Annotated in this window: 11 protein-coding genes; 4 read left to right on the top strand and 7 right to left on the bottom strand. The window is 45.0% G+C overall.

Annotated features, from left to right (window positions below):
* Positions 1-53 precede the first annotated feature (53 nt).
* The 3 genes from R7P72_RS03950 to R7P72_RS03940 all read right to left on the bottom strand — a co-directional run bounded on the left by R7P72_RS03950 (position 54) and on the right by R7P72_RS03940 (position 2,397).
* Positions 54-482, bottom strand: a complete 429-nt coding sequence (locus R7P72_RS03950; protein WP_005384193.1) for an ATP-dependent zinc protease — start codon at positions 480-482, stop codon at positions 54-56.
* Positions 483-547: 65 nt separating this feature from the next.
* A complete protein-coding gene (gene rimK / locus R7P72_RS03945) occupies positions 548-1,453 on the bottom strand; it encodes a 30S ribosomal protein S6--L-glutamate ligase (protein WP_005374224.1) in 906 nt (301 codons plus the stop codon).
* A gap of 329 nt (positions 1,454-1,782) precedes the next feature.
* Positions 1,783-2,397 (bottom strand): TetR/AcrR family transcriptional regulator, encoded by a 615-nt coding sequence (locus R7P72_RS03940; RefSeq protein ID WP_025768062.1) that lies wholly within the window; start codon positions 2,395-2,397, stop codon positions 1,783-1,785.
* 155 nt (positions 2,398-2,552) lie between these two features.
* Here R7P72_RS03940 and R7P72_RS03935 point away from each other — a divergent pair, with 155 nt between their 5' ends.
* Both R7P72_RS03935 and R7P72_RS03930 read left to right on the top strand, forming a co-directional pair.
* Positions 2,553-3,566: an MBL fold metallo-hydrolase gene (locus R7P72_RS03935; protein ID WP_104980340.1), complete on the top strand. Its 1,014-nt coding sequence runs from the start codon at positions 2,553-2,555 to the stop codon at positions 3,564-3,566.
* Between the two features lie 95 nt (positions 3,567-3,661).
* Positions 3,662-4,006 (top strand): DUF5329 family protein, encoded by a 345-nt coding sequence (locus R7P72_RS03930; protein ID WP_017635527.1) that lies wholly within the window; start codon positions 3,662-3,664, stop codon positions 4,004-4,006.
* On the opposite strand, the gene R7P72_RS03925 is transcribed toward R7P72_RS03930, so the two are convergent.
* Both R7P72_RS03925 and R7P72_RS03920 read right to left on the bottom strand, forming a co-directional pair.
* The gene (locus R7P72_RS03925; RefSeq protein ID WP_017635526.1) at positions 3,974-4,873 is read right to left on the bottom strand and encodes a LysR family transcriptional regulator; all 900 of its coding nucleotides are present in this window, start codon (positions 4,871-4,873) and stop codon (positions 3,974-3,976) included. The genes R7P72_RS03930 and R7P72_RS03925 overlap by 33 nt on opposite strands.
* Positions 4,874-6,204: 1,331 nt before the next feature.
* Positions 6,205-6,543: a YggL family protein gene (locus R7P72_RS03920; RefSeq protein ID WP_005374208.1), complete on the bottom strand. Its 339-nt coding sequence runs from the start codon at positions 6,541-6,543 to the stop codon at positions 6,205-6,207.
* A 266-nt stretch (positions 6,544-6,809) separates the two neighbouring features.
* On the opposite strand from R7P72_RS03920, the gene R7P72_RS03915 reads away from it, so the two are divergent.
* The gene (locus tag R7P72_RS03915) at positions 6,810-8,846 is read left to right on the top strand and encodes a PhoX family protein (RefSeq protein WP_017635525.1); all 2,037 of its coding nucleotides are present in this window, start codon (positions 6,810-6,812) and stop codon (positions 8,844-8,846) included.
* 99 nt (positions 8,847-8,945) lie between these two features.
* Here the strand turns inward: R7P72_RS03915 and R7P72_RS03910 are convergent, their stop codons facing one another.
* Complete coding sequence (locus R7P72_RS03910) at positions 8,946-10,337, bottom strand: glycoside hydrolase family 1 protein (RefSeq protein WP_213971483.1); 1,392 nt, start codon at positions 10,335-10,337, stop codon at positions 8,946-8,948.
* Between the two features lie 147 nt (positions 10,338-10,484).
* On the bottom strand, positions 10,485-12,545 hold the full coding sequence (locus tag R7P72_RS03905; protein WP_285437673.1) for a sensor histidine kinase: 2,061 nt from the start codon (positions 12,543-12,545) through the stop codon (positions 10,485-10,487).
* A 171-nt stretch (positions 12,546-12,716) separates the two neighbouring features.
* Between R7P72_RS03905 and R7P72_RS03900 the strand changes: the two genes are divergently transcribed.
* Entirely contained in the window at positions 12,717-14,066 is a 1,350-nt protein-coding gene (locus R7P72_RS03900; protein ID WP_213907114.1) for a sigma-54-dependent transcriptional regulator, read from the top strand.
* Positions 14,067-14,075: the final 9 nt, after the last annotated feature.

The raw sequence follows: 14,075 nt of genomic DNA, 5'->3' as shown, positions 1-14,075 counted from the left end.
CAGACGAGTGATGCTCAACAAAAACGTTCGATCACTCATCTGAAGCTACGGGGTTAAGATGCCAATAAGTGAGATTGGCTAGGATCAACGAGCACTTTGTCTGCCATGCCTTGACGACCTAACAACATCATGTAAGTCATTTTTTCACGGTTAGTCAACGTAATGTCGATTGGCCATTGTTGGTCGCCCATACGCAGCATCGTCGTGATCACGCAGCGGTGCTCAAAAGTACCGTTAGAAGATTTAACCTTACGGTTTGCTTTTAGTTTCGCTGTGCAGCGAACCACTTGTTCTAAATGGTATACATCTGGGTGCAGATCGAATGCAACATAAGACTGACCATCTTTTTCAAAGCAATCAATATTGTCTACATGTAATGAAGAGGTTTGAGCGCCTGTATCAATACGCGCTTCAAGGTGAGTAATCCCTAACTCTGGCAAGCAAATAGCTTCGGCATTCCCAATGATCATTTTCTGATTCATAGTGTCATCCTAGCGACGAGTAACAAGAGAGCCGTTTTTTGGCTCTCTTGTGCGTTAAACAAAAATCAACCTTTACCGCGAGTACGGTTTGAATTTGGCTTAGCGTTTTTCTCGATAAAATCGAAGATCATACCTGCAATGTTTTTACCCGTTGCTAGTTCGATGCCTTCTAGACCAGGGGAAGAGTTCACTTCCATTACCACTGGGCCATTTTTAGATTGAAGGATATCCACACCACAAAGGTTCAAGCCCATCACTTTCGCAGCATTTACAGCGGTCGCACGCTCTTCTTTGCTCAAACGCACGAGTTGTGCAGAGCCGCCACGGTGAAGGTTAGAACGGAACTCACCTTCTTTTGCTTGGCGCTTCATTGCGGCTATAACTTTATTTCCGACAACAAAACAACGGATGTCCGCGCCTTTTGCTTCTTCGATAAATTCTTGCACCATGATGTTAGCTTTCAAACCCATGAAAGCTTCAATCACGCTTTCTGCCGCTTTATTTGTTTCAGCAAGTACAACACCAATGCCTTGAGTGCCTTCTAGCAATTTAATCACTAGAGGTGCGCCACCAACGTTTTTGATCACGTCCTGAATGTTGTCAGGATGGTGAGCAAAGCCAGTGCGTGGCAAACCGATGCCTTTACGTGATAGCAGTTGTAATGAGCGCAATTTGTCACGAGAGCGGCTGATCGCGACAGATTCGTTGACACAAAATGTACCCATCATTTCAAACTGACGTACAACAGCAGTGCCGTAAAACGTAATAGATGCCCCAATACGCGGAATAACAGCATCGTATTGCGGTAATTCTTCACCCTTGTAGCGGATCTTAGGGTTGTTGCTCGTAATGTCCATATAACAGTGAAGCGTGTCGATCACATCGATTTGATGCCCACGTTCTTCACCCGCCTGTTTTAGGCGCATGGTTGAATATAAATTCTCATTACGAGAGAGAATAGCAATACGCATGGCAATTCCTTAGTAAGTCAGTACCAAATTAAAATATAAGTATAGAGCATAGAATGCAGTAGGCAGGTGATCATGTTATGACATAACCTACTTACTTCAACGATTTAGAATTGTGGTTGAACAACCACGTCGTCAGAGGTGCGCACCTTAGGGCGTTTTTTTGTGAGATGAAAACGAAAAAGCATCGTCGACACGACAAAAATATTTTATCAAACGCTCACGCCTTGCGGTATGAGACTGTCAAGGGTGAGATAAATAAAATTGAGCAAAAATTTCATCGCTTTGTCACGAATTATCGCTTAAAAAAGCGGCCAATTTGACCGCTGTTTTTAGCTGTTTTGATAGTGACTTAAAAAAAGTTCCGCCGTTTGGGTAGCTAACAGCCTAGATTCTTCATTCGACAAAGAGGGGCGAATTCCCATTAACTGCGGCCAGAATGCACTGCCTTTAAGTAAGTTGTGCAATTGAGTGCTTGCTATATGTACATCATCAATTTGCAAAGCGCCACTGTTCGATTTCTCAGTAAGCCAGCGGTACAGGGCGGTTTCCTGTTTCGACATTTGTTCTGCTTGTTCTTTGAGATCTTCCGGCTTAAATAAGAAGTGCCCAAATGCCACTTTTGCCAGCTCAATATAGTTTGGTTCCGTCACCACAATGATCTCGCTGTAGAGTAATTCAATCAATTGATCTTTGAGTGGCAGAGTGGCCAAGCGTTTAATATCGCTTTCCATCATTGACGAACGCCAAAGCTCAGTCAGCAACTCCGTCACGATCGCTTCCTTAGAAGGGAAGTGATTATAGACCGTGCGCTTAGAGACTTGTGCGATTGCAGAGAGCTTATCCATGCTGGTGTTTTGCACCCCAAACTCTTGGAACGCTTGCCTTGCCGCGCACAAGATGGCTTCTCTTTTGGTTTCGCTACGACTTTTTCTTTTTACATTCATAAGCTTGCTAAGTTAAGAAGATCATTTCTTGATCTATTTTACACTAAGTAGTTTACTTTTGATAATTAGAATGTAAACTGCACCGTGTAGTTTACATTTGTTCGGGTTAACTTTTTATGAAAAAAACTTTGCTAGCCACAGTAGGAGCGTTCGCGATGGGTACATCCATGATTTCTTGTTCTAATGTTGATACTGAAAAAGCGCCAACATACCCGGACAAATTTGCAAATACAGAGTTGGAATACAAAAGCGGTTTGGGCGACATGTTCGAAATCATGAAAGCGTATTTTACGACTGAGCGCTTTAACCCAACACCAACGATTGAAATTCCAGTGCATGCGATCACAGCGCGGCAACTGTTAGAAGAGCAAGATGACGTCATCTATCGTCTGGGTCATTCAAGCGTATTAATGAAGCTCGATGGAAAACTGGTAATGACCGACCCTGTATTCAGTGATCGCGCGTCTCCTGTACAATGGGCAGGGCCAAAACGCTTTCACCAACCCCCCATCACGATAGAAGATTTGCCAACTATCGATGTGGTGGTGATCAGTCATGACCATTACGATCACCTAGATAAAGCTTCTATTAAAGTGCTAGGCGATAAGGTGGGCACTTTCTTGGTGCCGTTAAAAGTTGGCCAATTACTGGTGAATTGGGGTGTACCCAAAGAGAAAGTGATCGAACTAGACTGGTGGGAGTCACACTCTGTTGACGGCATTGAATATACACTAACTCCGACTCAGCATTTCTCTGGTCGAGGTTTGACAGACCGCGATACGACGCTGTGGGGCAGTTGGGTTATCAATGCACAACAACACAAAGTGTTCTTCAGTGGTGACTCTGGTTACTTCAATGGCTTTAAAGAGATTGGCGAAAAGTACGGTCCGTTTGACTTCACCATGATTGAAACAGGTGCGTACAATGAACTCTGGTCAGACATTCACATGTTCCCAGAGCAAAGCGTTCAAGCACACATCGATGTGCAGGGCAAAGTGATGATGCCGATCCATAACAGCACGTTTGATTTATCAATGCACGATTGGAATGAGCCAATGCAACGTGCGTTAGACATCAGTGAAGAGCGCGGTGTTACGTTGGTGAGCCCTGAGATTGGTCAACGCTTGGCGATTGCGGAGCCTCAGCCTGCTAAGGCATGGTGGCAATAATTGCTGAGCTAAACAGCCAAACACCAGAATAGTTAAGTCACTTATCAGTAGTTACTATTAGTAGTTACGTGGTCAGGGATAAAGATAAAGGTGCGATGAAAGCAAAGTGGACGTTGTTACTTACATTAAGCATTCTGCCCACCTTTGCACTAGCAGGGGTAGAGCAAGATATCTCGACGTTGATAAAACGAGTTGAGCAATCCTCTTGCACCTTTATCCGCAACGGCAAGGCGTACACTAATCAAGAAGCGGCAGAACACATGCGCAATAAATGGGATTACGCCAAAGATGACGTTGATTCCGTGGATGTGTTTATAAAAGAAGTTGCGTCGAAAAGTTGGTTATCTGGCAAACCATATTGGGTGGATTGCCAAGAGGAACGCATTACCAGCGAAGAGTGGCTAACATCATTGATGCGCACCACCGATCACATCCAATAACACTTCTTTGATGGTCTGATAGCGCAGAGGTAGAGCACGACTGCGCTTACGAACCAGAAATAGCTCTTCACATACAGTGTTTTTCAGTTGAGCAATGTATAACGTGTCTTTTAGTGGAAAATTGTCGACCGCACTTTGAGGCAGCACGGTGAAGCCAAGTCCTTTGCTGACAGGCAGCAAAATTTGGCTCAATTGATTTACGTAGCCGGATAATGGTAAATCGCTCATCTTAATTTCTTGGAGCTGTGGTTCTTCACATTGGTCAAAAAACAGCGTCATGTAATGCTCGGCATCAGGGTGGCTAATGACACCACAGTCATGCAAGAGTTGTGGCGTTATCTGCTTATTTTGATAATGCTTTGGCAGAACCAAGCACAACCTCTCTTTACCAATTCGCTCACTGTGAAACAGACCTTTGTTGGGAACATCAGTCACGATACCAATATCGATGTGCCCTTGCGTTATGGCGTTGAGAATAGATTGATTTGGCGCGGCTTCTAAATGTAACGATAAGCTCGGGTGCTGTTTTTGCTTCTCCAAAATGGGCCCATACAACATTAACGCCATTGCACCAGAACAAGCCAGTTTACAGTGGCCTGAAAACGCATCATCAAAACTGAGCTCTTCGAGCAGCTTCTTCTCTCTATCTTCTAACTCGAGCGCATATGCGTAGACAATCCTGCCTTGCTCGGTTAATTCGAAGCTTTTGTTTTCGCGCTTGATCAAGGCATGCTGACAACTTTGCTCTAATTTTTTGATGTGTTGGCTGACGCCAGGCTGAGTCATAAAAAGTTTTTCTGCCGTTTGCGTAAAATGACCGACTTCAATCAATGTCTTAAATGTATGTAACCAAACAGGATTAAGCATAGTGTGTGATTTTCTGAGAGCTTTGTTGGGAGACGTAAAGAAAATGATAGCACGGTGTTTTATGAAAACAGAGAAGACTTAAACGATAAAGATGAATCGTTATCAATACATTACAGACAAAATAAAACCCCGCCTGGTTTCCCAGACGGGGCTTATTCTTTTTCGCAGCAATCCAGCTACTAATAGGTGCTCCCTGCATCTATCCTTGATTGTGGCTAAGTCCTTTAACCGAGTTCCTTGTTCATCGCCTTCCTAGCGGTGTCCATTCTTGCCTATCATCCTGACGGGCGAACTCTATCCTAGAGCTTAACTACATCCTTGCTGACAACTCATCCTAAGCTATCAAATCTTCATCCTGAAGATACCCAATCCTTTAGGCTTTTTTCCTGTTCCCGCCAACATCCTGTCGACAAATTGAGTATTGATGTTTTGCTGATTTGACTCAATTAACTTTTCTAAATTATTTTTACTTATTATTTTAAGTGAATTTAAATATTACTTTTAAATCATATGTTTAATGTTTTTTCTGGCATTGCTCTTAGAGGTGGTTAATCTATTTGCTTACAACTCTTGTAAGAGATCTCGCACAAGTTTGGTGGTGAATGTATTAATGAGCGCTTTTTGCTCCGAGTTCTGTGGATTGAACTGGATCACAATGCGTTAAAAGGGAGACGATAAAGATGAAAGTGAATTGATCTTGAGTAGAGATTTGTTTGAAAAGAAATAAAAATTCTTGCGGTTTTTATAAACAGTATGGTAGATCTGAAATGCCCACCTTGTTAATCCTTATTAAGATTCAATGACAGTATAAGTAGGGAACTTGATTGCCATTTTTCTGTCATATCTGGTGAGTAAGTTAACTGTGTCAGATAGATAATATGCCGTTTGCCAGTAAAAACAGGCTGCAAGAAATCGGTAATTATCATTATGTTGTGAAATTGGTCACGGTTAAATGATTGATTCCCTTATAGATTGAAGGGGATACGACCTTAGACAATAAGCTCCATGAGGAGCGTTACTTATATAAGATGAGGGACTTTACTATGAAAAAGACTAGAAGAGCTCAGCTACATCGTGTGCGTATTCAATACTGGAAAGACACGAAAGACGCCCCAGCTAAAAAATCATAGTTAATTATACCTAAAGGCACGAGCTGGCTGTGGAACGCAGTTTCCCGTTGATTGCCAGCTCAAAAACGCCACAATCACTCCGCGCAACTTCCCAAGCACCCTATTTTTAATATCGCATTCTTCCAAAAATAAAAAAGCCAGTCTTAAGACCAGCTTTCTCTACCATTTACTGAGCTCTGCGTATTACAGGTTGCCCTTTAGTTACAGGTAGTTGGCGTCAACTAGTTCGCCCGCTTGCGCGCTTTTCACTTCTGGGCGTGCTTCTAACCATTTGATAACTTGCGCTTTCTGTTCTTCAGTCGCACTGCCGTAACGGTCAGTAGAACATAGGAAGCCTTCAAACAGTTCTAGACCACCGCCACCGAAGCAAAGACCAAGCTCGTCAATGTAGTCGATAAAGTCATCAACGAATGCATCGTAACGGTCGAAGTCGTTAATGTCTGTTTCACAGCTGATCTCGAAACCTAGGATTGCGAACTCACCTAAGAACAGCTTTTTACGGATACGACGGCTCTTGTTATCGATCTTGTCTAATTTCATGATTATCTCTCGTAGATGATTTGATTTCGTACACCTTATACCTTCTATCACACTTTAGCCCAAGTAAAATCAGAATGAAGCGATACAGTTGGTGATTATGTAACCAGAATTTAATTGCTTCGTTAGCTGTGTTGGTTGGTTTGCAGTATTGTTGAAACACAAGTTTCATATGTTTTAAGCACTTTTGTCATTTTTCTTATCCAAACTTCTTGCCGTTCAACTAATCACTTATTTATTAATTAAACTATAAGATCGGGAAAGTAAAAATGAGCAAGGAAACCTTTGACGCGACGCGTTATAACCAAAGTGAAAACAAACCATTTGAAGAAGTATTAGAAGCGAGCCTATCTCGACGCAGCATTCTGAAAGGTGGTTTAGGTATCAGTGCGATGACAGCGTTTGGTGCTTTCGGATTGGCTGGTTGTAACTCGTCTGACTCAGGGAGTACAGTAAGCAGTGGTTCGGGCGCATCTAAAGCCGTTCTTAACTTTGAATCTATCCCTGGCTCACTCACTGACGCAGTTTCAATTCCACAAGGCTACACCGCACAAGTACTAGTACCTTGGGGAACACCACTTAATGCACAAGGCAGCGCATGGCAAAATGATGGTACCAACACCAGTACCGATCAGTTAAATGCGCTAGGCATGCACCATGACGGCATGCATTTTTTCCCATTGAACGATAGCACTACAGATGGCTTGCTATGTATTAACCACGAGTACATCGACACATCAGCACTGCATCCAAACGGTCCGACGGTTGAAAATGGCGTACGTACCATTGTAGATGAAGTGCGCAAAGAGATTAACGCGCACGGTGTATCAGTGGTTCGCATTCAACTGGAAGACAACATGTGGAAGTTGGTTGATACCGACCCACTAAACCGTCGTTATACTGGTGCGACAGTCATGGATTTGTCTGGCCCGGTAGCCCACACATCTTTAACTGTCACTCGTTTCTCACCAGATGGCAGCCAAGCGCGTGGTACGTTAAACAACTGTGGCAACGGCTACACGCCGTGGGGCACGTACTTAACGTGTGAAGAGAACTGGCCAGGTTACTTTGTTAACGCCGGGACTCGTACAGAAGAGCAAGATCGCATTGGTGTCGATGACCAAAGCACTCGTTACCTATGGGAGACATTAGCAGGAAATGCAGAAGAGCGTCTTGATGAGTTCTCTCGCTTTAATGTGGCTCCAACAGGAGCAAGTGCGATGGATGATTACCGTAATGAAGCCAATGGTCACGGTTACATTGTCGAGATTGACCCTTACACGCAAAACTCACGTGCGAAGAAACGTACTGCGCTAGGTCGTTTCCGTCACGAGGGCTGTACTTTCGGTAAGCTTGAAGAAGGCAAACCAGTGGTATTTTATTCTGGTCACGATTCTCGCTTTGAATACCTATACAAATTTGAATCTGCGGCAGCGTGGGATCCAGCAGATGCTAACCCTGATAACCGCTTGGCGATGGGTGACAAGTACATGGACGAAGGCACACTGTATGTGGCGCGCTTCAATGAAGACAGCACAGGTACTTGGTTACCATTAACGCTTGATAGCGTAACAACCGCTGGTGGTACATTAGCGGATCACTTTGATTCACTGGCTGAAATTATCATCAATACTGCGGGTGCGGCGGATTTAGTTGGGGCAACACCAATGGATCGACCAGAGTGGTGTACGGTTGATCCATTCACGGGTTCAGTATATTTAACATTGACGAACAATACGCGCCGTACAGATGAAACCAATCCTGCGAATCCACGTTTAAATAATAAGTTTGGTCATGTTATTCGTTGGGATGAAGGTGCTTCAGCAACTGACTTTACTTGGGATATCTTTGTGTTTGGTTCGCCAGCAAATGGTGATGCAGATACCAACCGTTCTGGCTTGAATGAGTTAAACCAGTTTGCGAGCCCAGACGGATTAGCGTTTGATGGCCGTGGTATTTTGTGGATTCAGACTGATAACGGCGCAGATGAAGTCACGTCTTACACCAATGATCAAATGTTGGCTGTTGTGCCATCTAAGCTAACAGATGAGAATGGTGATCAAGCTGTGATTGGTGCGGATAATCAAGCTGAATTGAAACGCTTCTTTGTCGGACCAAATGGTTGTGAAGTAACAGGCTTTACCATCAGCCCTGATTACAAATCATTGTTTGTGAATATTCAGCACCCAGGCAACTGGCCATACAGTGAAGATGCAGCCGAAGAAACGCCTGCTGGTGTTTCTGTGCGCCCACGAGCGGCGACAGTGGTTATTCGACGTGAAGACGGTGGAGAGATTGCAGTTTAATCTCTAAATGAATAAACACCTTAAAATTCAAGCCCTGCAATTGCAGGGCTTGATGGTTTAGGCGAATGCCTAGTTGCACTTTATACCTAGACAACCGGCTTAGCTTTTCAATGAACCGCCTGAAGTACGAATCACGTCTTGATACCAGAAAAAGCTTTTCTTGCGTTTACGTTCTAGCGTTCCTTGCCCATCATCATGACGATCGACATAGATAAAGCCGTAACGTTTGCTCATCTCTGCGGTTGAGTTTGCGACCAAATCGATTGGCCCCCAGCTGGTAAAGCCCATCAGCTCAACGCCATCCAGAATCGCTTCGTGTGCTTGAACAAGATGGTCGTTCAAGTAAGCGATGCGGTAATCATCTTGAATCTCACCGTTTTCATCGATTTCATCACGTGCACCTAAGCCGTTTTCTACGACAAACAGTGGTTTTTGGTAGCGATCGTGAAGGAAGTTCAGCAGAACGCGAAGACCCTTTGGATCGATCAACCAACCCCATTGGCTCTTCTCAAGATATGGGTTTGGTACGCTATCGACAATGTTACCCACTTCCTTCTGTTTCGGGTCTGCACTTGCACAGCCACTTGCGTAGTAGCTGAATGAGATGAAATCGACACTTGCCGATGCAATTTCTTCTAAGTCGCCTGCTTCCATCTGAATTTCGATACCGTTTTCACGGAAGTAACGCTTCATGTAGCCAGGGTACTGACCACGTGTTTGCACATCACCGAAGAACAACCACTTGTTGTTTTCATGCATTGCTGCCAGCACGTCATCAGGGTTACAGGTGTATGGGTAATTGATTGCGCCAAGCAGCATGTTACCAATCTTGCCGTTTGGTACGATTTGCTGACAAAGTTTTACCGCTTTTGCGTTTGCGACTAGCTGGTGGTGAATCGCTTGGTAAATCTCTTGTTCACTGGCGCCTTCTTGCAAACCAACACCAGTAAATGGTGCGTGTAGAGACATATTGATTTCGTTGAAGGTTAACCACAGCTTCACTTTGTCTTTGTAGCGTTCCAGCACTGTGCGAGCATAACGTTCGAAGAATTCGATGACGCGACGATCGCCCCAACCGCCATAGTTTTCAACCAGTGCGTAAGGCATTTCGTAGTGAGATAAGGTCACGAAAGGTTGGATGTTGTGCTCGGCAAGTTCGTCAAAAATTTTATCGTAGAACGCCAAACCTTCTTCGTTAGGTTCTAGTTCGTCCCCGTTCGGGAAGATGCGGCTCCATGCCAAAGAGAGACGCAGACAGTTAAAGCCCATCTCTTTGAACAGCGCGATGTCTTCTGGGTAGCGATTGTAGAAGTCGATCGCCACGTCTTTGATACCCGGTGTACGCTCTTCACGGGTTTGATGCGGACTCAAAATACCGTTTGGCAGCATGTCTGATGTCGATAACCCTTTACCCCCAAGGTTGTACGCCCCTTCTACTTGGTTTGCAGCAATGGCACCACCCCAAAGAAAATGTTCAGGAAACTTAATCATGTTTCTCACTCTTTATCGTTCGGAAGTTATTCGTTTTATTTGCTTGAGAATAGTGTAGGTCAAGGAGGGATTCTTGTATCGAGATCGTGTTTTTCTCAAACAGCGGGGATGCCTAGTTCTAATGATGATTTTGTAATCAATATCAACCTAGGCTGATTTGAACAATAGAGTGAAAGTCAGCCCATTTTGTTCATTCTTATGCACGGTAATTTGTCCGTTCATATCACGCATATTGTTGGCCGTAATCGCTAAACCCAGCCCCAATCCTTCACCAATTTTCTTTGAGGTTTGGAAGGGCTCGAACATCGACTCAAGCATCTCATCCGACACGCCGCAGCCATTATCACTGACGATCAGTTCGACCTGATTGCCGGTTGGGTTGACGATCAAGCTGAGCTGCGGGTTGGTGGTGTTGTTCATTGCGTCTAGCGCATTCGAGACAAGATTACCGAGCACCTGAAGCAGTCGTTGTTCTTCACCCATGATATTAGGTAAGTCATGAGGAACACGAACACGCACATCCACTTTGTCTAATTGGGATTGATAAACGCGTAAGGTCTCTTCGAGTGCGGAGGTAAGAGAAATTGCTTGTAGGCTTTCTGGTTTGTTATAGGCGAACGTCTTTAACTGGCTAGTCATGCTTGCCATGCGATCAATCAGCTTCTGTACTAATACGTTGTTGGCTTTCATCATCGCGGTTTCACCGCGCTCTGCTAGCAGCTCGTTCGTGGTGAGCAGGGTACGCAAGCCCGTCAGCGGCTGATTGAGTTCATGAGTGATCGCGCTCGACATGCGACCCAAGGCGGCCATTTTGCTCGATTCAATCAACTGGCTTTGCGCCTCTTTTAGTGCTTGAGTTCGCTCTTCAACCCGTTGTGCCAGTTCTTGGTTGACCTGTTGCAGTGACTGTTCGGCTTTTTTCCGCTTGCTGATGTCGATGATCGTTGCAAGGAAATACTGCTCGCCATGCCAAGGGAAACTGGTTAGCGAGAACAGGACAGGGAAGACGCTTCCATCGCTGCGTCTGGCAATGGTTTCGACCGTACTGATCTCTGCGAGCTCTTTATGTTTAGGTAAGTCCTTGAGCAACTTAAGTGTGGTGGAATTAGGATTGCCTGCATCGAATAACTCCCAAGCAAAAGCGTGTCGATTGACGCTTTCTGGTAAACAGAACAAACGCTTCGCCATTGGGTTGAGATCGAACAGTTGTCCTTGTTCATCAATCAATAGCAAACCAACGTGGGTTTTATTGATCATCTGTTTCAAGCGGCGTTGAGACTCTTCCAACAGGGCTTGAATTCGCTGTTGATTGATGTGCTTTTGGCGACGTTGTAGACCAATGATGACGAGTAATATAACCAATAAGAGTAGCGCTGCTACGCTCCAACCAATTACGTTGATGGTTTGCTGAATCGGCTTAGAAGGGGTGAGGTAGCTTACGTACCAATTCAAATCATCCAATTTTACGGTGTGCGCAAAATAGCGTTGCTGATTGAGCGTCCACACACTGATATTGGTGTTGTCGTATAAGCGCTGCGTTTCTAACTGAACGGTGTTGCTCGGTTCGTTAAACCAGTCAGCGTTATAGAGCGAGCTGCTCGATAGGAAAAAGCGTTGCTGGCGATTTTGCAACGTAATGATGTCTTGGCTAGTAATAGTCTGTTCGGTCAATAAGCTGAGGTTGATTTGCACCACCACAATGCCTGCTATATCCAGACCGTCGTAGATAGGGGCTGCAAGATAATACAACGGACTCGAACCTTTGGTTTTGTTCACCAAGGAAACACCGCCGCCTTGATTGTGAATTTGTTCCACAATGGCTTTTCGGTCAGATAGGCTAAAGCGCTCTTCGATTAAACTCGAGACCAATACTTCGCCAGAGTTAGACAGGATTAGCCAACCTTCCGTATTGGCGGCTTTATCTAGCTGAGTCAGTTGGGTTTGCAACGGTTCGTAATAAGTCCGGTTTCCTTTCACAAACGCGATGGTTTCCGGGTTATTGGTGACAAGGTAAGGCAAGTGATAGAAGCGTTTGAGTGCACGGCGAACTTCACCGATATAGTCGAGCAGTTTTTGTTGAGCTTCGGTTTGAGTTTGTACGCTCAACCATTGACGAGCAACCTCTCTGCTGGCGCTATAACAAGACAACATCAGCACTGCTGCAATTACGACCACAAGCCACGTTTTGCCATTCCTTTTGCGCTGCATACTGACTCCGTTCAGCTAGTGCGTTCTCACCGAGAGTCATTAAAGAGTGCGCCTAACTGGTTGGATGTTAAAGACTTGTAAGCAAGAAGTGAGATCTAGCTCCTTTTCTCCTCAGTGGTTTTTGCTACCGTTAGCAAAGAGCGATTTCTATTCCACCTACGGTAGTAACTCATGGCTTTTGACGACACCCCTAAAATTGCACTTATCGAAGACGATGACATTGTTCGTCAGGCTACCAGTCAGTGGCTGCAACTGGCGGGGTTCGACGTGACCGCATTCAGTTTAGGAGAAGAGGGGAAAGCGGCCATTCTTAGCCAAGAATTTGATGCGATTGTCAGTGATGTTCGCCTGCCGGACACCGATGGTTTGTCGATACTAGAAAGCCTGATTGCCAATCACATTCCAACGCCGGTTATCTTGATCACCGGACATGGTGACGTTGACATGGCTGTCGGGGCGTTACAAAACGGTGCGTTCGATTTTATCGAGAAACCTTTCCAACCTGAGCGCTTATCTCAACGTGTGACCGAAGCGGTCGAGAGTTATCGCGCACAAACGTCTACTCAAGATCGTCAAGAGTACCTTTCTAGCGTTAGCGGCTTAGAAGAAGTGTTGATTGGGCGAAGCCGAGTTATGCAACAGCTTAGAGAACAAGTAGCCAAGTTAGCACGCATTGATACCAACGTGATCATTTACGGTGAGACAGGTTGTGGTAAAGAGCTGGTAGCGACCAGTTTGCACAATGAAAGCCAACGTAGAACCCATCATTTTGTGCCAATTAACTGTGGTGCTATTCCTGAGAACTTGTTTGAAAGTGAGCTGTTTGGGCATGAAGCAGGGGCATTTACTGGAGCGGGTAAAAAGCGCATTGGTAAATTGGAATACGCGGATAAAGGCACCTTATTCTTTGATGAAATCGAGAGTATGCCGCTGTCGATGCAGGTGAAAGTGTTGCGTTCATTACAGGAACATACGGTAGAGCGCGTTGGGGGTAACCAACAGATCTCGGTTGATTTAAGAGTGATCGCCGCCGCGAAAGAAGATCTCAATGATCATGACGAGTTTCGTCAGGATTTGTACTATCGTCTTAATGTGGCGCAGATCTATTTGCCACCGCTACGTGAGCGAGAAGAAGATGCGTTGATCTTGTTCGAACACTTTGCTCTGAAAAGTAATCCTGAGAGTCGTCCGCTGAGTGAAGCCGATAGAAAGGCCGTTCTTGCTTACTCTTGGCCCGGTAACGTACGTGAGCTTAGGAATGTAGCGATGCGTTTTGCATTGGATGAAACCGTCTCCGTGATGGAAATTCTCTCCAGTCGACCATCCTCAACAACCGAAGAGACGCATGCAGGCGTGCCGTTGGCGATTCAGCTACATAACTTTGAACGTAAGGTGCTACATGATTCTTTAGTTAGGCATCATGGACGCATCAATGAGGTGATGCAGGAGTTGGATTTACCACGTCGAACCCTTAACCAAAAGATGCAGAAGTTTGGTTTGAATCGCTCCGACTATACTTAGTGCGATTTC

Source organism: Vibrio sp. Vb0888, from assembly GCF_033338835.1.
GTDB classification, from domain to species: domain Bacteria; phylum Pseudomonadota; class Gammaproteobacteria; order Enterobacterales; family Vibrionaceae; genus Vibrio; species Vibrio alginolyticus.
Note: the sequence above shows the minus strand (reverse complement) of the source record. Positions and strands in the feature narration are given on the sequence as shown.

What these genes read in the sequence shown, in the direction of transcription:
- R7P72_RS03950 (WP_005384193.1), bottom strand. Translation starts at nt 482, where the DNA reads ATGAATCAGAAAATGATCATTGGGAATGCCGAAGCTATTTGCTTGCCA.
- rimK (WP_005374224.1), bottom strand. Translation starts at nt 1,453, where the DNA reads ATGCGTATTGCTATTCTCTCTCGTAATGAGAATTTATATTCAACCATG.
- R7P72_RS03940 (WP_025768062.1), bottom strand. Translation starts at nt 2,397, where the DNA reads ATGAATGTAAAAAGAAAAAGTCGTAGCGAAACCAAAAGAGAAGCCATC.
- R7P72_RS03935 (WP_104980340.1), top strand. Translation starts at nt 2,553, where the DNA reads ATGGGTACATCCATGATTTCTTGTTCTAATGTTGATACTGAAAAAGCG.
- R7P72_RS03930 (WP_017635527.1), top strand. Translation starts at nt 3,662, where the DNA reads ATGAAAGCAAAGTGGACGTTGTTACTTACATTAAGCATTCTGCCCACC.
- R7P72_RS03925 (WP_017635526.1), bottom strand. Translation starts at nt 4,873, where the DNA reads ATGCTTAATCCTGTTTGGTTACATACATTTAAGACATTGATTGAAGTC.
- R7P72_RS03920 (WP_005374208.1), bottom strand. Translation starts at nt 6,543, where the DNA reads ATGAAATTAGACAAGATCGATAACAAGAGCCGTCGTATCCGTAAAAAG.
- R7P72_RS03915 (WP_017635525.1), top strand. Translation starts at nt 6,810, where the DNA reads ATGAGCAAGGAAACCTTTGACGCGACGCGTTATAACCAAAGTGAAAAC.
- R7P72_RS03910 (WP_213971483.1), bottom strand. Translation starts at nt 10,337, where the DNA reads ATGATTAAGTTTCCTGAACATTTTCTTTGGGGTGGTGCCATTGCTGCA.
- R7P72_RS03905 (WP_285437673.1), bottom strand. Translation starts at nt 12,545, where the DNA reads ATGCAGCGCAAAAGGAATGGCAAAACGTGGCTTGTGGTCGTAATTGCA.
- R7P72_RS03900 (WP_213907114.1), top strand. Translation starts at nt 12,717, where the DNA reads ATGGCTTTTGACGACACCCCTAAAATTGCACTTATCGAAGACGATGAC.